Below are 18,943 nucleotides of genomic sequence, written 5' to 3'. Positions count from 1 at the left end.
GGCTGGACGCCCCGGGCGGGGGCCGAAGCCCCCGCCACCCGGCTAGGCGCCCGACAACTCCAGACGCAACACCAACGACACCAGCTCCACCACGACCTCCTTGACGGACTCCCGCTCACGGGCGTCACACAACAACACCGGGACCCCCTCGGCCACGTCCAACGCCACCCGCACGTCCTCCGCACGATGCGTGCGCTGACCGTCGAAACAGTTCACCGCCACCACGAACGGCACCCCACGCGACTCGAAGAAGTCGATCGCGTCGAAGGAGTCCGCCAACCGGCGCGTGTCAGCCAGCACCACCGCGCCCAACGCCCCCTGCGCCAACTCCTCCCACATGAACGAGAACCGCCGCTGACCCGGTGTCCCGAACAGGTACACCACCGTCGACTCGTCCAACGTGATCCGACCGAAGTCCAACGCCACCGTCGTCGTGGTCTTGCCCTCCACCCCGTCCAGATCGTCCACACCCACGCTCTCGGAGGTCATCACCTCCTCGGTGTGCAACGACTCCACCTCACTTAACGCCGAGACCAGCGTCGTCTTGCCCGCCCCGAAACCACCCGCGACCACGATCTTCAACGTGTCCGGAACGGGACCACCCTGGGCCACAGAGCCCTCCATCAACACCTCACAACTCCCGGATGCGTTCCAGGACGGAACGCAACGTCCGCGCGTCCGGCCGCTCCCTCTCCCAGTCCGAGGTGTGCACCACCACCAGACCCTGATCCAGGAGATCGGCCAACAGGACCCGCAACACCCCCAACGCGAACCCCGAACGCGAAGCCACCTCCGCCACCGACACCGGGCGCGCACACACCGACAGGATCAGCTCCAACTCCGGGTCCACCTCCCGCCGATCCACCGACGGAACCGCCACCACCTGCGAAGTCATCGAGAAATCCGACCGCGAGGGACGCGTACGGCCCCCCGTCAACGAGTACGGGCGAATCAGACTCGACTCCCCCGACCACCCCTCCTCCGCAGGCACCGACCTCACCCCGCACCTCCCCGCCTCCGGGGCAGCGCCGACAGGTACGGACCCACCTGCCGCACCAGACGGTTCACCTCGAAGGCCGCCTGCCCCATGTCACACGAGGCCTCCGCCACCAACGCCAACTGCGCCCCCTGCCCAGCCGGCAGCACGAAGAAGAACACGTTGTCCATCTCCACCACGCACTGGCGCACCTCGGCCGCGCCCACCTGCGCACGAGCACCCCGCGCCAGACTCGCGAACCCCGACGCGATCGCCGCCAGCCGCTCACCCTCCTCGCGCTCCACGCCCGCCGAACACGACAGCAGCAACCCGTCCGCCGACAGCAACAGCGCCTGACGCGCCCCCGCCACCCTCTCCACCAGGTCACCCATCAACCAGTCCAGCCTCTGACCCGCGGACGCCCCGTCCACACCGCTCCGCCCCTCAGCCGTGGTCCCAGCCGACACCGACATCACCCTTCCGCACTCTCACCGTGGTGCGCCCCCTGCTGTGGCGCACCCTCCGCCGCCTCCTCGCCGGTGGACGCCGCGCGTCCGCGCTCCGTTCCGGCCTGGAAGGCGCTCATCATGGACCTGATCTCCGACAGCGAACGCTGCCCGCCGGTGACCTGGACGGGCGCCGAACCGGACCCGTCGTCACCGGCCTCCGCCACCCCCGGGGCCGGGGGCGGGGTCGAGCGTCGACGCTGACGCACGGGCAACCCCATGTAGGTGTCCTCCGGGACGGGGGAGGGGACGGGCCCGACCGGCCCCTCCTCCCCGGGAACGGCCACGGACCGGGCACCCTCGGCGTCCGAACCCCCCTCGTCCGTGCCGCGATCCTCCGGGCGGACCCGACGGGCCAGGGGCGGCGTACCGACGTTGGGGGCCACGGAGACGGCTCCAGCCGTGGGGGAGTGGCCCGCGGTCTCCTCGCCCGCGCCGATGTGCCCGCCACGGTGATCGCCCCCCTCTCCACCGACCTGCGGTCCCACCGACGCGACCCGCCGCATCGGCCCGGTCTGGTGGTCGCGCTCCACCAGCACCCGACCGGGAATACGTACCAGCGCCTTCGTCCCCTGGTACGGGGAGGCCCGCAACTCGACCACGAACCCGTGCCGCGCCGCGATGGTGGCCACCACGAACAACCCCAGCTGCGAGTCCTCCCGCATCCGTGCCAGATCGAACCGGGGCGGCTCGGCCAGCAACGCGTTCGAGGACTCCAGCTGGCCGACGGTCATACCCAGCCCCCGGTCCTCGACCTCCACCAGGAAGTCGCCGTCCTCCAGCGCCCGACCTCCCACGGACACCTCCGTTCCCGGGGGCGAGAACGACGCCGCGTTCTCCAGCAGCTCCGCGACCAGCCGTACCAGATCCGACCCCGCCTCCCCGGGCAGCGCCACCCGGGGAAGCGCCAGCACCCGCACCCGGGCGTAGTCCTCGATCTCGCTGGCCGCCGCCCGCACCGCCTCGTGCAACCCCACCGACGCCCCACCGGGACGTGAGGGACGGTCACCGCTGAGCAGCATCAGGTTCTCGGCGTTGCGCCGCATCTGCGTGCTGAAATGGTCGATCCGAAACAGCGACTCCAGCACCTTGGGATCGGTCTCGGTCCGCTCCAACCGGTCCAGCAGCGACAACTGCCGGTGCACCAGCGACTGCGTGCGCCGCGTGATGTTCCGGAACACGTTGCGCACCCCCGCCCGCACCTGGGCCTCCTCCACGGCCGCCACCACCGCCGCCCGCTGGGCGTCGTCGAACGCCTCCGCCACCTGCCCGAGCTCGTCACGCCGCCCGCCCGCCAACCGGGGCGCCTCGGCGTCCACGTCCACGCTCTCGCCCGCCCGCAGCCGAGCGGTCACCTGCGGGAGCCGGAACCGGGCGTGGTGCAGGGTGTGCGTACGCAGGTCCTGGAGACGGCGCCCGAGCCGCTGGGAGCCGGTCACCGCCACCACGACCGAGGCCAGGGCCACTGCCAGGGCGAGCACACTCACCAGCAGCACGCTCAGGAGCAGATCACGGGAGTGCGCGTGTCCGGCCTCCACGATCTGGTTCATCCGCGCGTGCTCGATGGCGCGCAGGCGCTCGTCGAGGGCTCCGGTGGCCTCGCTCCAGCTGCGGGAGTCGACCGGGACGCGGGTGTCGGGTCCGCCGGGGTTGCCGATGACGATGTCCTGGAGGTTGTACACCGAACGCTTCTGGGCGGAGCCGTTGAGTTCCTTGTAGTCCTGGCTGCGATGGCTGCCGGTGGCGGACTCCACCTGTGTCCAGGTGTGGCGCTGGGCGCCCGCGGCGGACGCGAACCGTGTGTGGGCCTGGGCCGTGAAGGAGTTGGTGGCCATGGAGTGCGCCAGGACGGCGTCCTGCTGGCTGAGGTACTCGCGGGAGCGCAACAGGGAGGTGAGCGAGCGCAGGTGGGGGGAGAGGGCGACGTCGGCGCGGTCGACCTGCGCGTCCCAGATCTCCAACCCGGACTCGATCATGCGGTTGTAGGGCTGGGCAGCCACCTCCAGGGCGTCGACCCCGGTGTCGAGGGTGTCGACCACCTCGGTGCGGTGGCGCTCCAACAGGTTGAGCTGGCTCTGGAGGGTGAGGACCTCGGCGGGCAGGTCGCCGCGGCCGAACCGGCCCAGCGTCCGGTCGAGGGCGAGAGCGCTCTCGTCGGTGGCGTCCCGGGCGGCTTCGAGCTGGTCGAGGGCGCTGCCCGTGGTCCGGTGGGCCACGCCCATGGTGGCGCGCCGTTCCCGCTGGAGGTGGGTGACCACGTCCACGACGGGCTGGCCGACCTCGTCGATGAAGGCCGTGGTGGCGTTCAGGTCGCGGATGTCGGTGGCCAGGACGGTGCTGAAGACCGCCCACAGGGCCAGCAGGGCGGTGCTGGGGAGGAGCACCAGGCTGACCATGCGGGCGCGAAGCGAGGAGCGCTTCTCGTTGGGCATGGGCTCGCTTCCGGGGGGAGTGGCGCGCGTGGCTGGTGGGGGCAGCCGGTGGGGGGAGGGGGTGGAGTTTCCCAGAGCTAACCGCTCCGAGGGGGGATTTGCAAGGTTTCGTGGGTGGCCGGATGCGGATGTGACGGTAAGGATCCAGGTCATTTCGTGGGGTGCTGGGGGATGTGATGATCCGTGCCTTGTAAATCTACGTCGTAAAGGTGCCGCGCCCTTTCAGGGAAAGAACAACCCAAGAACACATAAGGAGCGGCTCACGCCGCACCAAACAACCAAGGGCCTTCGCCCTGTGCCCCAAGTGGGGGGAGGGATGTCCCCTGTGCGGTGGTGGTCCCACTTGAGGACGGGGGAGCGCGTACGTCCGGTTCCGGCCAATCACGGATTGGCCCCGAAACCGGCACCCTGCGTCACCAGTCCCGGGAACGCGTGCACCGCGACTGGGAGCGCGCTACCGAACGGGCGCGGGCCGACGTCGATCCGCGACGCTGCGCACGAACGCCTCCACCGCGCCGATGGGCCGTGGCCCGCCGCACTGCCGGAGGGGCGGGGCCGCCTCCCCCTTCACCCTGCGGCCTGGCCGTGGCTGCGCTGGAGCAGGGCATCACCGGCCTGGGCTCCGAGTACGTTCAGGAGAGCCAGCGCGTCCGCATCGGGAGATTCCGGCGGCGCGCTGTACAGCACGAGGTGCTGGTCGCGGTCCGCGAGGGTGAGCGCGTCGCAGTCCACGGTGACCTGACCGACGACCGGGTGGCGGAAGGTCTTGGTGAGCATGGGCGCGGCCTGCATGTCGTGCCGCTCCCAGAGCCGGGCGAAGTCGGGGCTGGTGTCGCGGAGTTCGTCGACGAGGCCGGTCACCGCGGGATCCGTCGGATAGCGGGCGAGGACGGCACGCAGATCCATGACGACCTGGTGCCGGAACTCGGCGGCGTCGGTGATTCCGTGCGGGGTCGAGTCGGGTCGCTCCGGCCCGAGGAAGGCCCGGCGCGCGAGATTGCGGTCTCTCGGGGCGAGCCCGGCGAAGTCCCCCATGAGCGCGGCCGCGAGGTCGTTCCACGCGAGCACTTCGAACGCGGCGGACATGACCAGGGCGGCCGTCTGCGGCAGCCGCTCCACGAGCGCGAGAATGCTCGGCCGCACATCGCGCCGGTGCAGCCGGGCACGCAGCGGTGCGGTACCCGCCAGGACGTGCAGGTGGTCGGACTCGGCGTCGGTGAGCCGCAGCGCGCCGGCGATCCCGGCGAGGACCTCGCCCGACGGCCGCGGTGCCCTGCCCTGTTCCAGCCGTACGTAGTACTCCGTGGAGATGTGAGCGAGGACCGCCACCTCCTCGCGGCGCAGCCCCGGTGTCCGACGGCGCGGGCCGGAGGGGAGTCCAACGTCCTGCGGCCGGAGCCGCTCTCGACGGCTGCGGAGAAACGTCCCGAGCTCCTGTTTGTCCATACCCCGAGTCTGCACGATGTGCGGCGGCGGATCCTGGTACCGCCTGTGCCTGTATCCGGTAGTGGGTCCGGACCGACACTGTCGCCATGACGAACAACATCGACATCGCGCCCATCGGCCTGCTCACCGGCAAGGTTGTGCTCATCACCGGCGCCAGCCGCGGCATCGGGGCCGCCGCGGCCCGGCTCTTCTCCTCTGAGGGCGCCGCCGTCGTGCTCGCCGCCCGCAGCTCGGACGTCCTCGACCGCATCGTCTCGGAACTGCGCGCCGACGGAGTTGTCGCCGACGCGGTCACGCTGGATCTGGCCGACCGTGCGAGTGTCCGCGCGGCGGTCGATCGTGTGGAGGAGCTGCACGGGCGGCTCGACGGCGCCTTCAACAACGGTGCGGCGGTCCAGCAGCCCGGACCGCTCGACACCACGAGCGAGGAGGATATTGACGAGCAGTTCGCCGTGAACTTCCGTTCGCACTGGACCGCCATGACCGCCCAGGCCGCACTCATGCGGAGGAACGGCGGTGGGGCGATCGTCAACACGTCGAGCATCGGCAGCCGCCGCGCGAACCCTGCCCTTCCCGCGTACGGCGCCATGAAGCGCGCGCTCAACAGCATCACCGAAACCGCTGCGGTGAGCTGGGCTGGCGACGGCATCCGGGTCAACGGCATCACCCCCGGCGGCACCGCCACGGAGATGATCGACATGTGGGAGGCGGCGAGCCCCGGCATCATCGAGCGGGCGACAGCGTCGATCCCGCTCGGCCGGATGGCGGAGCCCCACGAGGTCGCCGAAGTGGCCGCGTGGCTCCTCAGCGGCCGCGCGTCGATGGTGACCGGCGCGATCGTGCCGGTGGACGGCGGCGCGGGCGCCTGAGGGAGGAACCCCGGGCCCGCCGTGGCGGCTTCGCGCCGTATTTTCTCGTGGGCCGGAGCTTCCTGAAGGCCCACCGGGCGGCGCGGCAGCCGGGGCGAGGAGGTTCGCTCCAGGGGTGAGCGGTTGACCCTCACACGCTCACCGGTCGGTGGTGGGCGTGTGAGCAGCGCGCGTGGTGGTGGGTCTGGGCGTGCAGGGGGCGGTGCGCCTGACCGGTCCTTGCCTCGTAGGCGCACGCTGCCTTGCGGGGCGAGGGCCGGGTGTCGGGGGCTCGCCACCCGCCTCTGGGGGAAGGGCATACCGGGGGTGAAGTGGGTCGGTGTGCTCCTCGTCCGTGCGCAGTGGTCGAAGGCGGTGGACGTGGAGCGTCGTGCGGGCCCAGTGTGGTCAGGGGCTCTCTGGGCCGTTCTGGGCGGCGGACGTTTGTTGAGGGTGGGGTCGGTGTGGGTAAGGGGCTGGCACGGACCGTGTGGTGAGTGTGTTGGGGGAGCGATGGCTGTTCTGAGTGAGGAAGAGATCCGGGACGGGTTGGGCCGACTGGTCGGCTGGGAGTGGGACACCGAGGGGGCGGCGATCCGTCGTTCCGTGCGGTTGGTGGGCTTCTTGGAGGCGGTGTCGCTGGTGAACGAGGTGGCGCAGGCCGCCGAGCAGGCAGGGCACCATCCGGACATCGACATCCGTTACGACACGGTCTCGTTGGCGTTGAGTACGCACGACGAGGGTGGGGTGACGGAGAAGGACATGGCGTTGGCGGCCCGGGTGGACGAGTTGGTGGAGGGGACCGCGCGGGTGGCGGAGTGACTTTCCGTCCGTGCGGGTGAGCGCGACACCGGGCCCGGGGGCTGCCTCAAGGGGCGGCTGCCTGGGCCGTTGTGTGTCCCGGGGTGGGCCGATCCGTTCGTCGGGCCGCTGACGGCCCCCCGTGGGGTGGTGGCGGGGGCACGCTCGCGGGGAGCGTGGGCGGGATCGGGGGGCCAGGAGCGTGGGGGCGGCTCCGTGCCCGTCTCGCCCGTCTCCTCGCAGGGGAGGGAGCAGCGGCCGCGTGGTGGTGCGATCGGCTGCGCTGGTGGGGGTTCCCGGACGAAGATGTGCCACTCGTGCTGGGCCGCGGCGAGGGGGACGCGCGGTGGCGCGTCCGGTGCGCTCGGTCACAGTGGGTGTTCCTGTGGCGTCGCGGTGGGGGACCTCTGCCGTGCTGACCCTGGTGGGGCGCGGGCGGAGGTCGTGGTGGTCAGCGTAGGCGGGCGCGGCGCATCTTTCCGGAGACGGTGCGGGGGAGTTCGTCGGTGAAGTCCACGGTGTGGGGTGCTGCGTGGGGGGCGAAGCGGGCGCGGACCCATTCGCGGAGTTCTTCGGCGAGTTCGGGGGTTGCGGTGTGTCCGGGTGCGAGGACGATGCGGGCGCCGACGAGGTGTCCGGCGAGGTCGTCGGGGATGGCGTAGACGCCGCTCTCCTCGACGGCGGGGTGGGTGTTGAGGACGGCTTCGACCTCGGTGGGGCCGATGCGGTAGCTGCGGGTGATGATGGCGCCGTTGTCGCGGGTGGAGAAGTGGAGGTTGCCTTGGCGGTCCATGATGCCGGTGTCGCCGGTGAGGTGGTAGGTGCGTTCGGGTGAGAAGCGGATGTCGATGGTGTTCTCGTAGCCGAGGTAGCCGTCGAACCAGTCGAGGGGGCTCTGGGCGCGGTCGATGGCGATGCGGCCGTAGGCGCCCAGGGGGGCGGGTTCGTCGGTGAGGGCTTCGAGGACCTGGATGTTCCAGCCGGGGAGTGCGGGGCCGATGGCTCCTGGGGGTGTGGTGGTGGCGGGGTCGGGGAGGTCGCCGTTGGGGAGTCCGGCGCACCAGCCGAGTTCGGTTTGGCCGTAGTGGTCGCGGACGGGGACGCCGAAGAGGTCGGTGGCCCAGTCGATGACGTCGGGGGAGAGGGGTTCTCCGGCGCTGGCCATGCGTTGGACGACGATCTCGGGCGGGAGGGTTTTGGTGGCGGCGCGCAGGGTGCGGTAGGTGGTGGGGTCGGAGGCGAAGTTGGTGACCTGGTAGAGGCCCAGGACGTCGAGGGTGAGTTCGGGGTCGAAGAATCCGGCGCGTAGGGCGAGGGAGTTGTGTCCGGCGAGGAGGGGGGAGATGAGGCCGTGGTAGAGGCCGTAGGCGGAGCCGGGGTCGGCGGTGTTCCAGTAGACGTCGTCTTCGTCCACGCCGAGGCCGAAGTGGTGGTAGGCGTGCATGGCGGACAGGGCGCGGGCGGGGACGCGGACGCCTCGGGGTGGGCCGATGAGGTTGGAGACGTAGACGGTGGCGATGTCGCCGTTGCCGGTGGTGGTGTGGGGGGTGGTGTGTGGGGGGTGTTGGCTGAGGGTGGTGAGGGTGTGGTCGCCGTCGCGGAGGGGTTGGGGTCCGGTGGTGGCGATGGTCCAGGTGGGGTGGGTGGGCGTGTGGGGGTTGGGGTCGAGTTTGGTGCGGTATTCGTCGGCGCTGATGACGAGGCTGGTGTTGGAGTCGGTGAGGCGTTGGGTGATGGCGGAGGGGGCGAAGGAGGAGAGGAGGGGGACGAGGACGGCGCCGAGGCGCCAGGTGGCGAGGGCGGTGACGGTGAGGTCGATGCCTTTGGGGATGAGGGTGGCGATGCGGTCGCCGGGTTGGATGCCGAGGTGGGTGAGGCCGGTGGCGAGGGTTTGTGAGCGTTCGCGGAGTTGGCCGTAGGTGAGTGTGGTGGGTTCGAGGGTGGGGCCGATTTCGGTGGTGGCGATGGTGTCGGGGTCGTGGCGGTCGCAGAGGAGGTGGGCCACCGACGTGGTGGGGGTGTCGTAGGTGGCGATCCAGTCGCGCAGGAGTTGCGCTGGGTCGGACATCGGTGGTGTTCCTCGTTTTCGGTGGGTGTGGTGTTGCTTGGTGGGTTACCACAACACTATGCGCACCTGGTGTGGTGTTGTGGGTCTGGTCTCATCGGGGGTGGGTGGGGCGGGGGGGGGTTTGCGGGGGTTGGGGGTGGGGTGCTTCTTCCCTTGGGGTGGGGGGGGGCGACAGGATGTGTCGCATGGACAGTGCGCGTGTGGTGGATCGGTTCGGGCTTGACGCGGGTGTGCGGGAGTGGTTGGAGGCCTGCGAGGGGTTGCCGGAGCCGGGGGTGGGGTTGAGGGTGCCCTCGGGGGCGGAGGCCGCCGAGGTGCTGGACATGTTCGTTCTGGCCGAGGACGACCGTGCGGAGCTGGAGGCGCTGTGGCCGGGGGCGCCGGGCGTGGACGGCGGGTGGCCCGAGGAGCTGTGGCACCTGGTGGGGTGCATGTACCGGCGGTTGTGGGCGGACGCGGATCTGCCGGTGGGGGTGTGGCGTCCCTGGCCGACGCTGGTGGAGGCTGAGGACGCGCGGGTGCGGGTGGCGTCGTTGTGGGCGTTCGTGGCGATGGTGCCCGAGCAGCTTCGGCGGCACGCGCTGCGCGGCATCGACCGGTCGGTGACGGTGGCGTCCCTGGCGGACGTGGGTGTGCAGGTGCGGCGGTCGCGTTGGTTGTTCGGTCGGTTGAGTGTGGAGACGGCGGCGTGGGTGGCGGCGCAGTTCCGTGGCCGGTTGTTCTGGGTGGGGGGTCTTCAGCTGGAGCCGGCGCTGTTGGGGGATCAGGGGCCGGTGCGCTGGTATTCGGAGGAGGAGGCCGCGGCGATGGGTGCGGGGTTGGCTCCGGGTGATCCGGTGCTGCGGTTGCACATCCCTTCGGGGGGGTTGGATCCGGACGCGGTGAGTGAGGCGTTGGCGTTGGCGGGTCCCTTCGCGCGGGAGCAGTTGGGGGTGGACGCCAGGGTGGCCACGTGCACGTCGTGGCTGTTGGATCCGTGGTGGGAGCGGGCGTTGGGGGAGGGGTCCAACATCGTGCGGTTCCAGCGCAGGTTCACGTTGGTGGGCGAGGGGGCGCCCGGGGAGGGTGACGTGTTCCGGTTCGTGTTCGGGATGCCTCGGGTGGAAGTGGAGCGTGCGCCGCGTCGGACCCGGTTGGAGCGTGCGGCGTTGGAGCGGTTGGAGTCGGGTGCGGGGTTGAGGGTGTGTACGGGGTGGTTGCGGCTGCCGTGAGCCGTGGCGGGTGCGGGGGTCCACCTTGGGGTGGGCCCCCGTTTGTGTATGGGGGTGGATGCCTGTCCGGTCTGTTCCCGGGGCGGGCGGGGTTGGTTCTCGGTGCCGTCACGGTGGGCCCGCACGCCTGACCTGGGTGGGGTGAAAACAGGTGGGTGTTCGGTGGTGCGGGGGGCATGATCGGGCCCATGAGCGTGTGTGGGTGTGGTGGGGGATGTGACCCGGGTGCGGGTCGGCGGGCGGCGCGGCGGGCATTGGCGTGGGTGCGGGAGCGGTCCTGGGGCGGGGGGTTCGCCGAGGGGTGGTCGGTGACGTTGAACTTCCATCCGGACCGGTGGGTGGGCGGGTCCACGGTGTTGGAGCGGATGGCGGTGGAGGGGGTGTACCGGTCGCAGTTCGTGACGGGGATCGGGAACGGGGGGCTGACGGCGTTCGAGGGCGGGGATCGTTGGCGGTGGGAGAGCCGGATGTTCGGTGGGGCCTACGACCGGGCGCCGGTGTGTGCGCGGCCGGTGTACGGGGCGTTGGATCGGTCCGGGAGCGGGGTGGGTGCGGCGCCGCGGTTCGGGTCGTGTTTCTTCCGGTTGGGACGTGTGGGACGAGTACGTGGAGGCGCAGGTGCACGGTCCGGTCCGGTGGGGCGCGGACGTGGTCGCGTTGGTGTTGGATCCGAGTTTTCGCGGGATTTGGGTGGAGGAGGCGGCGGGGCGCTTGGGGTGTGCGGAGGTGGGAGTGCTGGGCTGGGGCCGAGTTCAGTCGGGGTGGGTGTCCCAGGCGGCGCGGGCCCGTTCGAGGTCGATGTCGCGGCCCAGAGCGGGCAGGGCCCGGTAGGTGCTCAGGAGCGCGGCGGTGACCAGCAGTGCCCACAGGGCCAGGGCGCCGCACCACGCGGGCAGCGGAGACAGCAGTGGGGCGGTGCAGGCCAGGAAGGTCAGGGCCGTGGGGGAGACCCAGTCTCGGCCGGTGGGGAAACCCTGGCGCGCCCGGGTGGTGGAGACCATGACGGGGAGCATGGCGATGGTGCCGATGATGAGGCCCGGGGTGGCGGCCAGGGGTGCGATCAGAGCCAGGGCCCACCAGGGCAGCCAGGGGCTCAGGGCCCACAGGGTGGTGGTCGTGGCGGCCAGGGCGACGGCGAGGCCCAACACGACCAGGGGGAGTGGTAGACCTCGGGGGTGTGGGGCGGGCTGACCGGGGCCTTGGGGCTCGGACGCGTCGTGGGTCAGTGACTGGGCCGCGGTCAGGGTGCGGCGCAGCGACAGTGCGGACAGGTACTGGTTCCTGTGGGGGTGGTCGCCGTGGGCGTTCGAGCTGTCGTCCATGACCTGCCGTTGCTCGTGGTGGGGGTGTGACGTTCAGGGTGCGAGGCCGCGCGGCCGTTGGCGGTGGGGACCGCGGGGCGTGTGTTCGAGTGTAGGAGCGTCGGCCGGTCCTGCTGGGCGCACGGGCGTGAGGTGGGGGAAGGAGTGCGAACCCGGCGACGGGGGTGCGCATCGGACCCAGGGACCCCACTCGTGAGGAGCACCGACGTTGAGTACCGACCCCGATCCCGCTGCGGAGAACCCGAGGAACCACCTGGGCGTGGGCCTGGACTCGCAGGAGCGTCCCGGGTGGGCTGCCGCGGCGGAGGGGGCGCTGGTTCGCGACACCGCATCGTCGGGGACGGGGGCGGTGTGGATTCTGGTGCTGGTGCCGCTGTGGTCGTTGTTGATCCCGGTCGCGGTGGTGCTGGGCCTGCTGGGCCTGACCCATGAGGACGGTGTGAGCGCCCTGGTCGGGTTGGTTGGCATCTTGGTGACTGTGGGGTCCCTGTGCGGGTTTCGCGCGTGGATGCGGCGGCAGGGGGCGGCGCGTTCGTGGGAGCTGCCGTTGGTGGTGCTGACGGCCGTGGTGGTCGGTGTGCTGGTGGGGTTCCTGCGGCTGGAGTGGGGGGTGGCGGAGCGGCTCACCCCGGTGGCGTCGGTGTTCTGGTGTCTGGTCCTGGCGTATTCGGGTGCGGCTGTGGTGTGGGCGATGCGCCCCGGAGTGAGGCGGGTGGTGGTCGCTGTTGGCGTGGTGGTGGCGTTGTGTGCCGTGGTGACGGGGGTGGCCTGGTGGCAGAAACGCGTGGAGGACGTGCGGGAGAACCAGGAACTGGGGCGGGAGGTGGCCGCTGTGGAGTCTCCGATCGCGGCCTTGGAGGCTCCGGGGTGGGAGCCGGTGGCGGTCCATGTGCAGGACGACCAGGTTCCGGTGAAGATCACCTACGAGCCTTCGCGCGGGGTGGTGCGGGAGGAGGGGTTCCATCTGGAGGTGAGCACGGTCGTGGAGGACGCGGGGGAGCCGGGGGAGTCCGGGCTTCCCTTCTGGGTCAGGTGTTCGGAGGGTGAGGAGGAGGATGGGTGCGAGCGACACGGATCGGTGATGGTGTTCAACGGCTCCGATGAGTCCATCCCCTCGATGAACGCGTTGGTGGAGATCGAGGACGGTGTCCTGGCGTACCTGACGGCGCGTGTACCCCAGTCGAAGGACGGGGCTCCGGAGATGGAGATGCCCGATCTGGACATGGTGGAGTTGGCCGCACAGGTGCGGGGTCTGGAAGGCGAGGAAGCGCAGGGCGTGGTGGAGGAGGTGCTGTGAGCGGTGCTGGGCCGGGCGGGGCTGCATCAGGGCCGCTGTATGGGGGCCCTGGGGGCTTGCGGGTGAAGGTCCGCACGGCCAGGCGGTCGGTGGGCAGGTCCGCGGGTTGTGGTGGGTGTGGCTCGGACGGTGCCCTGCGGGGGAGGGCGGGACCGGAGTTCGGGCGGCTCGACGGGGCTGGGGACCGCGGTGGGTGGTCGGGGTCCGGGACTCGACCCCTTCTGATGCGTGAGTTGGCCGAGCGGGGTGCTCGACCCGAGACGGGAACAGCGGAAGGGGAGGCCACGGGGACAGGTTCCGGACGCGTCGTGGCGCTTGGCGGGCGGGTGCGTTCAGTGGTCGCGTGGGCACGATTCGTGTGCGTGAGCAGCCCTGGAGGGGCGTCGAGATGCGAGTGGCCGAGCGGGGTCGGGGCGTGAATCGGGTCGTCGGGGGCGCGGACGGGCAAGGCAGGGGTGGTTCGGCGGATTTTCCCGTTTCTTGGGCGCCCAGGGCGTGTTGGTGGTTGCGGGGATCCCTCAACCAGCTCTACTTGACATAATGTGCATTATCGGCGATACGGGAATGCCCGTGGGGAAGGGGTTCTCGTGCCGTGGGCTGCCTCTGGAGCCCTTGGGGCGCAGCACCGGGCCACGGTGGGTGCCGAGGATCGCTCTCGAGGTCGGTGCGGGCGAACCTGAGCATCGGCACTGGGGCACTGGGATCGCGAAGAGTTCCGGAACGGGCCCAGGACGCCGAACACCGAGCGGGCTTGCGCATCGCGTTGGGCGGGACACATTGTCCACAGGTGGCTCGGTGGGCGCTGGCGGACCTGGGCGTTCTCGGGTTAGCGTCGATTCGGGGGTGCTGTGGGCGCTCGCTGGCGGAACCTGACGCCCCCGAATTCGAGCTTGCGTCACACAGGCCCGCACAGACAACTCCCAGGGCAGTTGCCTGTGGACAACCACGCCGCGCGGACTCGCCGCACCACGCTGCCCCTGGCGGGCCGCTGTTCGATTCGCTTCAGCGTCCGCGCGTTCCCCGGCTTCACGTGCCGGTTTCTCACGCCCTCAGTTCGGCCCACTCACCTACCTCTGGTGCTCTGACCTGGGGTTTGTCTGTGCAGGGCAGTCTCGTCAGGGCCTGGCGTCGGTCCGCGTGTGCGTGCACGTTGGTTGACCACTGGTTTCGCGCCAACAGGTGGAAGGCGGGCCAGAGCCCCTTCTGGCCGCTGACCTCTCGATGTTTCATGCATAAACGGTGTTATGCATCCTTTTAGGGTTGTTTGACGACACATGACCGAGATGACTTGCATTGAGTCTCGTGTCGGGTTTTTCGTTCGCACTTCTCCACTCCTCAGCCTCCGGCCATGACTCCCGCTCATCGAACACCTGTTCCCTTGTCTGGTGGTTGGTGGTGAGGTGAACACCTGTACGAATGGAAGTGCCACTCCCCTGGTCGAGCGAGGGACGATATTGGGCGTGGTTCCCATGGGACCTCGAGAGAAGCACCCACTCCCCTGGCCGGAGGTCGCAGCCCCACGGGTATCTCCCCACTCCTGCGGCGACCCTGACCGAGACGACCAGCAGGCCGCCGACGGTCATCGGGCCCGACGTCCAGAGCGGGAGGGGAAGGCCGAACACGGCGACCATGGCGAGCGAGAACCAGGAGCCCGCCGTCATCGTGAGGTCCGGCCACAGTCATGGAGAAGCGCAGGTCGGAAGGGGTCGGCCGCCGTCCCCGCTCCCCCGGTGTCGTGCTCATGCCCCCAGGTCGGCGCCACGTCGGACCGGCTGGACGTGCGTAGACACCCGACGAAAGGGGCGTCCTCCCCCACCACCAGTCCGCGTCGGCCGCCATCGGCCCGGGTCGGCCCGGTACGGCCGGACCGCTCCCGGTCGCGTCCCCACTCCCCACTCCCCAGGCCCCCGTCCACCGGGGCAGCGAAGCGTCGTCGATCTCGCGTGCGTGTGCGCTCCGTGCATGTCGTGGAGGTCCGCCGTGGCGGTGTCGAACAGGGGCGTGCCCGCGCAGATGTGGATGCCCCGGTCCAGGACGCGGTGGGGTGGGGTGTCCATCTCGGTGGCCAGGGTGTTCGAGGTGAGTGGGGTCGGTGGTGTTGGTGCGGCGGGTTCGGGGTGGGTCTGGGGGCGCGGACAGGGCTGGGATCGGGAATGCTGGGGGCATGAGTGGTGATGCGGTGTCGGTGGAGCGGGCGATCGAGCGGTATCTGGTGGCGCGGCGGGCCGCCAAGCCGTCGCCGCACACGGTGGCGGCCTATCGGCGTGACCTGCTGGGGGTCCTGGGGTGTGTGGGGCGGGCGTTGGGGCGTGATGCGTCCGGGGTGGGGTTGGCCGAGCTGGAGGCGGGGGGGTTGCGGGAGGCGTTCGCGGATTTCGCTGAGGAGCGGGCGGCGTCGAGTGTGCTGCGGGCGTGGTCGACGTGGAACGGGTTCTTCGCCTTCTGGGTGTCGGAGCGGGTGGTGGCGGGCAATCCGATGTCGGCGGTGCCGCGACCTCGGGTGAAGCCTTCGGGGCCCAAGCCGTTGATGGGTGAGGACACCCCGGAGCGGTTGTTGGAGGCGTTGGCGCGGGGTGCGCGGCGTGCGCGTGATCCGTGGCCGGAGCGCGATCTGGCGGTGTTGGCGTTGGCGTTGCTGACGGGGATGCGCTCGGCGGAGATGTTGTCGTTGCGGGTGGAGTCGTTGGGTGGGCGGCCCGGTGAGCGGCGGATTCGGGTGGTGGGCAAGGGGGGTGGTGAGCGTGTGCTGCCCATCGAGGTGCCGTTGGAGGCGTTGTTGGAGGCCTACCTGGAGACGCGTCGGGTGCGGTTCGCCGCTCCGGTGCGGGGGGCTGATCCGTTGTTGGTGGACAACCGGGGTGAGGGGTTGCGTCGGGGTGGGTTGCAGTACCTGGTGAAGCAGTGTTACCGGCATGCGGGGGTGAATGATCGGGTGGCTCGGGGGACGTTGGTGCACGCGTTGCGGCACACGTTCGCGACCCGGTTGGCAGAGGACGGTGCCTCGGTCACCGAGATCATGCACCTGTTGGGGCATTCGTCGGTGACGTCGTCGCAGGCCTATATCGAGGTGACGGCGCGGGCGCAGCGTGAGGCGGCGGGGTCGAACCGGACGTATGGGGTGTTGCGTCGGTTGGCTCGGGAGGAGGTGGGCGATGCGGGGTGAGGGGTTCGGTGGGGCCGTTGTGGGGGTGGGGGGTGGCTACGCTGTGGGGCGTGAACCAGTCGAGTTTTGTTGTGTCCAGCGTCAACGTCAACGGGTTGCGGGCGGCCGCGAAGAAGGATCCGGGGTTCGGGTCGTGGTTGTCGGCTTCTGAGGCGGACGTGGTGTGTTTGCAGGAGACCCGCGCGGAGGCCGATCAGCTTCCGCGGGAGGTCGTGGCTCCGCAGGGGTGGCACGTGGTGTTGTGCCCGGCTCAGGCCAAGGGGCGTGCCGGGGTGGGGCTCTACTCTCGCGCGGAGCCTGATGAGGTGCGTGTCGGGTTCGGGGTGGAGGAGTTCGCGGAGTCGGGCCGGTATGTGGAGGCGGACTTCGGTGCGGTGAGCGTGGCCAGCCTGTACCTGCCCTCGGGTGAGGTGGACACGCCGCGCCAGGAGGAGAAGGAGCGCTTCATGGAGGCGTTCCTTCCGTACCTGGTGGAGCGGCGTGCGCGGGTGGAGGAGCAGGGGCGCGGGTTGGTGGTGTGTGGTGACTGGAACATCGCGCACACCGAGGCGGACCTGAAGAACTGGCGGGGGAACCGGAAGAACTCGGGGTTCCTGCCGGAGGAGCGTGCGTGGTTGTCGCGGGTGTTCGATGAGGCGGGGTACGTGGACGTGGTGCGTGCTCTGTATCCGGACCAGGAGGGTCCGTACTCGTGGTGGTCCTATCGTGGCCGTGCCTTCGACAACGACACGGGGTGGCGGATCGACTACCAGGTGGCGACTCCGGGTTTGGCCGCTCGGGCACTGTCGGGGCGGGTGGAGCGTTATCCCAGCCGTGAGGAGCGGTGGTCGGACCATGCTCCGGTGACGGTGTCCTACGGGGCCGGGAAGTAGGTGCGGTGATGGGTGTTCCGATCGTGTTGGCGCACGGTTTGCGTTCGTCGTCGAGTATGTGGCGGCCGCAGGTGGAGTTCCTGGAGGCGCAGGGGCGCACGGTGGTGGCTCCTGACCTGCCGGCTCACGGGTCTCGTCGGGGTGAGGACTTCTCGGTGGGGCGTGCGGTGGACACGTTGTTGGAGGCCATCGATTCGGTGGGTGGTCGGGCCCTGCTGGTGGGGTTGAGCATGGGTGGGTTGGTGTCGATCGCTGCGGCGGGGGCGGCGCCGGGTCGGGTGGCTGGTCTGGTGGCTGCCAGTTGTACGGCGCAGCCGGATCAGTCGTTGGCGCAGGTGTACCGGATTCCGGCGGTGTTGATGGAGCGGTTGCCGGACAAGGGTGCGGCGGTCAATGAGCGGTTCCATCGGTTGACGTTGCGTGATGGTGCGGCTGACGCTGTGGTGGACGGTGGTCTGGCTGTGGAGGCGGCGACGGCGGTGATCGACGAGTTGGCGACGATCGACGCGTTGTCGGCGTTGTCGGCGTACGGGGGTCCGGTGTGGTTGGTGAACGGGGCGCGGGACCATTTCCGCATTCACGAGAAGGCGTTCTTCGACGCGTGCGTGGAGGGGCGTTTGGTGAATGTTCCGCGTGCGGGGCACATGGTGAGTCTGGATCAGCCGGTGATCTTCTCGCGGATGGTGTCGGACGCCGCTGATGTGGTGGGGGTGCGTGAGGCGCGTGCCGGGTTGGATTCGGGTGCGCGGGAGGGTGTGGTCGATCCCCCGCCGTCGGAGTTGGAGGCGGACGGGGTCTGAGGGCCGTGTGTGAGAAGGGGGGCGGTGGGCCGTGGTGGCCCGCCGCCCCCCTTCGTGGTGGGTGGGGTGGTGTTCAGCTGTGGGTGGGGTCATGTGTGGGGTCGTCGTTGTGGGCGCGGGGGCGGGGCGGGCTGGGGATGGCCTGGCCGGGGCGGGGGCGTTCGGGCAGGTGGAAGAAGATCATGGGGTTGTGGGCGGAGTCGCGGACGGGGGTGTCGAGGCCGAGTTCGGTCTTGAGGTCGGTGAGGGCCTGGTGGTGGTGGGGTGCGCGGGCGGCGGAGGCGGTGAAGTAGTTGGTGGTGTTGTTGGCGAGCCATTTGAGGACGACGGCGCCTTCGGTGAAGGGCAGGGCGTAGCGCTGGTGGAAGACGTCGTGGACGCTGACGGGGATGTGGGCGGGCAGGGTGGGCAGGAGGTGGTGGATGTACCAGCGGGCGAACCAGCCGTTGTGGGCGGCGTCGATGAAGAGGTAGTCGGTGCTGGAGGGGATGTGGGTGATCTTGGCGCGGACGTCGCCTTTGGTGAAGGTCCAGCGGTCGTCAGCGAGGGTGTGGGGTACGTGGGTGGTGGCGTGGTCGACGATGTCGAAGGAGTGGAGGTGGCCGGTGCCGTTGTCGCGGAGGGCGGAGAGGATCCAGGAGGTGGACCATCCGTAGTAGGTGCCGATCTCGACGACGTTGGCGGGGCGGTGGTGGCGTAGGAGGAGGTAGGTGATCTCGGCTTCGAGGTCGTCGAGTTGGGGGGTCATGGCGGGGTCGGCGTCGGCGTAGTGCTGGCGTTGTTGGTCGCGGACGCGGGCGAGGTCGTCGCGGTGGGTGGTGTAGAGGGTGGTGATGAGGTCGAGGTCGATGGTTGGCGTGTTGGGCATGGGTGTGCTCCCCGGGGTGGTGTGGGTCGTGTTGGGCCACCTGTGATTGCCGAAAGTAACAGTGTTGTTGCTCGCTGTTAGTGGTTTCGTGGGTGTGTCGTGGGTTTCGGGGGGTGGGTGTCGTGGGCGGCGGAGCGGGTCCGGGTGGGATCTCGTGTGCCGCGTTCGGTGAGGGTGTTGGGATGCGTGGGTTTTACGATCTGGATTCCCGGGCGGAGGCGGTGGCGTTCTCGATGTTGGTGAGTCCTTGGTGATGAGTGGGTGTCTGCCGCCTGGGTCGCGAGTGTGGGGTGGGGGTGCGGGAGTGCGGGGTAGCGCACATGTGGGGTGGTC

16 protein-coding genes and 1 pseudogene are annotated in these 18,943 nt (G+C 70.2%); 9 read left to right on the top strand and 8 right to left on the bottom strand.

Translation table 11 applies throughout. The annotated features are described in order from the left end of the window. Positions 1-42: 42 nt before the first annotated feature. From BDW27_RS05950 to BDW27_RS05930, 5 genes are all read right to left on the bottom strand, one after another. Positions 43-624, bottom strand: a complete 582-nt coding sequence (locus BDW27_RS05950; protein WP_026129038.1) for an ATP/GTP-binding protein — start codon at positions 622-624, stop codon at positions 43-45. A 7-nt stretch (positions 625-631) separates the two neighbouring features. Next, entirely contained in the window at positions 632-1,000 is a 369-nt protein-coding gene (locus BDW27_RS05945) for a DUF742 domain-containing protein (RefSeq protein WP_017543389.1), read from the bottom strand. Further along, the gene (locus tag BDW27_RS05940) at positions 997-1,449 is read right to left on the bottom strand and encodes a roadblock/LC7 domain-containing protein (protein WP_017543388.1); all 453 of its coding nucleotides are present in this window, start codon (positions 1,447-1,449) and stop codon (positions 997-999) included. The genes BDW27_RS05945 and BDW27_RS05940 overlap by 4 nt, the downstream gene beginning before the upstream one ends. Continuing rightward, a complete protein-coding gene (locus BDW27_RS28065; protein ID WP_110048530.1) occupies positions 1,449-3,914 on the bottom strand; it encodes a nitrate- and nitrite sensing domain-containing protein in 2,466 nt (821 codons plus the stop codon). The genes BDW27_RS05940 and BDW27_RS28065 overlap by 1 nt, the downstream gene beginning before the upstream one ends. A gap of 567 nt (positions 3,915-4,481) precedes the next feature. After that, positions 4,482-5,360 carry a helix-turn-helix transcriptional regulator gene (locus BDW27_RS05930; protein ID WP_110048529.1) on the bottom strand — a complete coding sequence of 293 codons (879 nt, stop codon included), beginning with the start codon at positions 5,358-5,360 and terminating at the stop codon, positions 4,482-4,484. An 86-nt stretch (positions 5,361-5,446) separates the two neighbouring features. Between BDW27_RS05930 and BDW27_RS05925 the strand changes: the two genes are divergently transcribed. Together BDW27_RS05925 and BDW27_RS05920 are read left to right on the top strand one after the other, a co-directional pair. Further along, entirely contained in the window at positions 5,447-6,229 is a 783-nt protein-coding gene (locus BDW27_RS05925; protein ID WP_110048528.1) for an SDR family NAD(P)-dependent oxidoreductase, read from the top strand. Positions 6,230-6,721: 492 nt separating this feature from the next. Then, the gene (locus tag BDW27_RS05920; protein WP_110048527.1) at positions 6,722-7,030 is read left to right on the top strand and encodes a 4a-hydroxytetrahydrobiopterin dehydratase; all 309 of its coding nucleotides are present in this window, start codon (positions 6,722-6,724) and stop codon (positions 7,028-7,030) included. A 430-nt stretch (positions 7,031-7,460) separates the two neighbouring features. On the opposite strand, the gene BDW27_RS05915 is transcribed toward BDW27_RS05920, so the two are convergent. Then, positions 7,461-9,077 carry an AMP-binding protein gene (locus BDW27_RS05915; RefSeq protein WP_110048526.1) on the bottom strand — a complete coding sequence of 539 codons (1,617 nt, stop codon included), beginning with the start codon at positions 9,075-9,077 and terminating at the stop codon, positions 7,461-7,463. Between the two features lie 185 nt (positions 9,078-9,262). On the opposite strand from BDW27_RS05915, the gene BDW27_RS05910 reads away from it, so the two are divergent. The 3 genes and pseudogenes from BDW27_RS05910 to BDW27_RS28130 all read left to right on the top strand — a co-directional run bounded on the left by BDW27_RS05910 (position 9,263) and on the right by BDW27_RS28130 (position 11,119). Further along, positions 9,263-10,288 carry an acyltransferase domain-containing protein gene (locus BDW27_RS05910; protein ID WP_199560554.1) on the top strand — a complete coding sequence of 342 codons (1,026 nt, stop codon included), beginning with the start codon at positions 9,263-9,265 and terminating at the stop codon, positions 10,286-10,288. A 176-nt stretch (positions 10,289-10,464) separates the two neighbouring features. After that, positions 10,465-10,815: pseudogene (locus BDW27_RS28135) on the top strand (DUF3626 domain-containing protein); the annotation flags it as partial. Then, positions 10,763-11,119 carry a DUF3626 domain-containing protein gene (locus tag BDW27_RS28130; protein ID WP_370446433.1) on the top strand — a complete coding sequence of 119 codons (357 nt, stop codon included), beginning with the start codon at positions 10,763-10,765 and terminating at the stop codon, positions 11,117-11,119. The pseudogene BDW27_RS28135 and the gene BDW27_RS28130, both read left to right, overlap by 53 nt. Here the strand turns inward: BDW27_RS28130 and BDW27_RS05900 are convergent. Further along, on the bottom strand, positions 11,041-11,610 hold the full coding sequence (locus tag BDW27_RS05900; RefSeq protein WP_017543381.1) for a hypothetical protein: 570 nt from the start codon (positions 11,608-11,610) through the stop codon (positions 11,041-11,043). The two genes, BDW27_RS28130 and BDW27_RS05900, sit on opposite strands and share 79 nt — an antisense overlap. A 208-nt stretch (positions 11,611-11,818) precedes the next feature. On the opposite strand from BDW27_RS05900, the gene BDW27_RS05895 reads away from it, so the two are divergent. The 4 genes from BDW27_RS05895 (at position 11,819) to BDW27_RS05880 (ending at position 17,742) form a co-directional block, all read left to right on the top strand. Further along, positions 11,819-12,907, top strand: a complete 1,089-nt coding sequence (locus tag BDW27_RS05895) for a hypothetical protein (protein ID WP_146223245.1) — start codon at positions 11,819-11,821, stop codon at positions 12,905-12,907. A gap of 2,164 nt (positions 12,908-15,071) precedes the next feature. After that, complete coding sequence (locus BDW27_RS05890) at positions 15,072-16,070, top strand: tyrosine-type recombinase/integrase (RefSeq protein WP_110048524.1); 999 nt, start codon at positions 15,072-15,074, stop codon at positions 16,068-16,070. 50 nt (positions 16,071-16,120) lie between these two features. Beyond that, a complete protein-coding gene (locus tag BDW27_RS05885; RefSeq protein ID WP_110048796.1) occupies positions 16,121-16,942 on the top strand; it encodes an exodeoxyribonuclease III in 822 nt (273 codons plus the stop codon). 8 nt (positions 16,943-16,950) lie between these two features. Next, positions 16,951-17,742, top strand: a complete 792-nt coding sequence (locus BDW27_RS05880) for an alpha/beta fold hydrolase (RefSeq protein WP_026129035.1) — start codon at positions 16,951-16,953, stop codon at positions 17,740-17,742. A gap of 73 nt (positions 17,743-17,815) precedes the next feature. On the opposite strand, the gene BDW27_RS05875 is transcribed toward BDW27_RS05880, so the two are convergent. Then, a complete protein-coding gene (locus BDW27_RS05875) occupies positions 17,816-18,610 on the bottom strand; it encodes a class I SAM-dependent methyltransferase (protein ID WP_017543376.1) in 795 nt (264 codons plus the stop codon). Between the last annotated feature and the right edge of the window lie 333 nt (positions 18,611-18,943).

Origin of the sequence: Nocardiopsis sp. L17-MgMaSL7 (assembly GCF_003182025.1) — a bacterium.
Classification (GTDB): Bacteria; Actinomycetota; Actinomycetes; order Streptosporangiales; family Streptosporangiaceae; genus Nocardiopsis; species Nocardiopsis prasina.
Note: the sequence above shows the minus strand (reverse complement) of the source record. Positions and strands in the feature narration are given on the sequence as shown.

What these genes read in the sequence shown, in the direction of transcription:
- BDW27_RS05915 (WP_110048526.1), bottom strand. Translation starts at nt 9,077, where the DNA reads ATGTCCGACCCAGCGCAACTCCTGCGCGACTGGATCGCCACCTACGAC.
- BDW27_RS05900 (WP_017543381.1), bottom strand. Translation starts at nt 11,610, where the DNA reads ATGGACGACAGCTCGAACGCCCACGGCGACCACCCCCACAGGAACCAG.
- BDW27_RS28065 (WP_110048530.1), bottom strand. Translation starts at nt 3,914, where the DNA reads ATGCCCAACGAGAAGCGCTCCTCGCTTCGCGCCCGCATGGTCAGCCTG.
- BDW27_RS05910 (WP_199560554.1), top strand. Translation starts at nt 9,263, where the DNA reads ATGGACAGTGCGCGTGTGGTGGATCGGTTCGGGCTTGACGCGGGTGTG.
- BDW27_RS05940 (WP_017543388.1), bottom strand. Translation starts at nt 1,449, where the DNA reads ATGTCGGTGTCGGCTGGGACCACGGCTGAGGGGCGGAGCGGTGTGGAC.
- BDW27_RS05925 (WP_110048528.1), top strand. Translation starts at nt 5,447, where the DNA reads ATGACGAACAACATCGACATCGCGCCCATCGGCCTGCTCACCGGCAAG.
- BDW27_RS05950 (WP_026129038.1), bottom strand. Translation starts at nt 624, where the DNA reads ATGGAGGGCTCTGTGGCCCAGGGTGGTCCCGTTCCGGACACGTTGAAG.
- BDW27_RS05920 (WP_110048527.1), top strand. Translation starts at nt 6,722, where the DNA reads ATGGCTGTTCTGAGTGAGGAAGAGATCCGGGACGGGTTGGGCCGACTG.
- BDW27_RS05930 (WP_110048529.1), bottom strand. Translation starts at nt 5,360, where the DNA reads ATGGACAAACAGGAGCTCGGGACGTTTCTCCGCAGCCGTCGAGAGCGG.
- BDW27_RS05880 (WP_026129035.1), top strand. Translation starts at nt 16,951, where the DNA reads ATGGGTGTTCCGATCGTGTTGGCGCACGGTTTGCGTTCGTCGTCGAGT.
- BDW27_RS05875 (WP_017543376.1), bottom strand. Translation starts at nt 18,610, where the DNA reads ATGCCCAACACGCCAACCATCGACCTCGACCTCATCACCACCCTCTAC.
- BDW27_RS05890 (WP_110048524.1), top strand. Translation starts at nt 15,072, where the DNA reads ATGAGTGGTGATGCGGTGTCGGTGGAGCGGGCGATCGAGCGGTATCTG.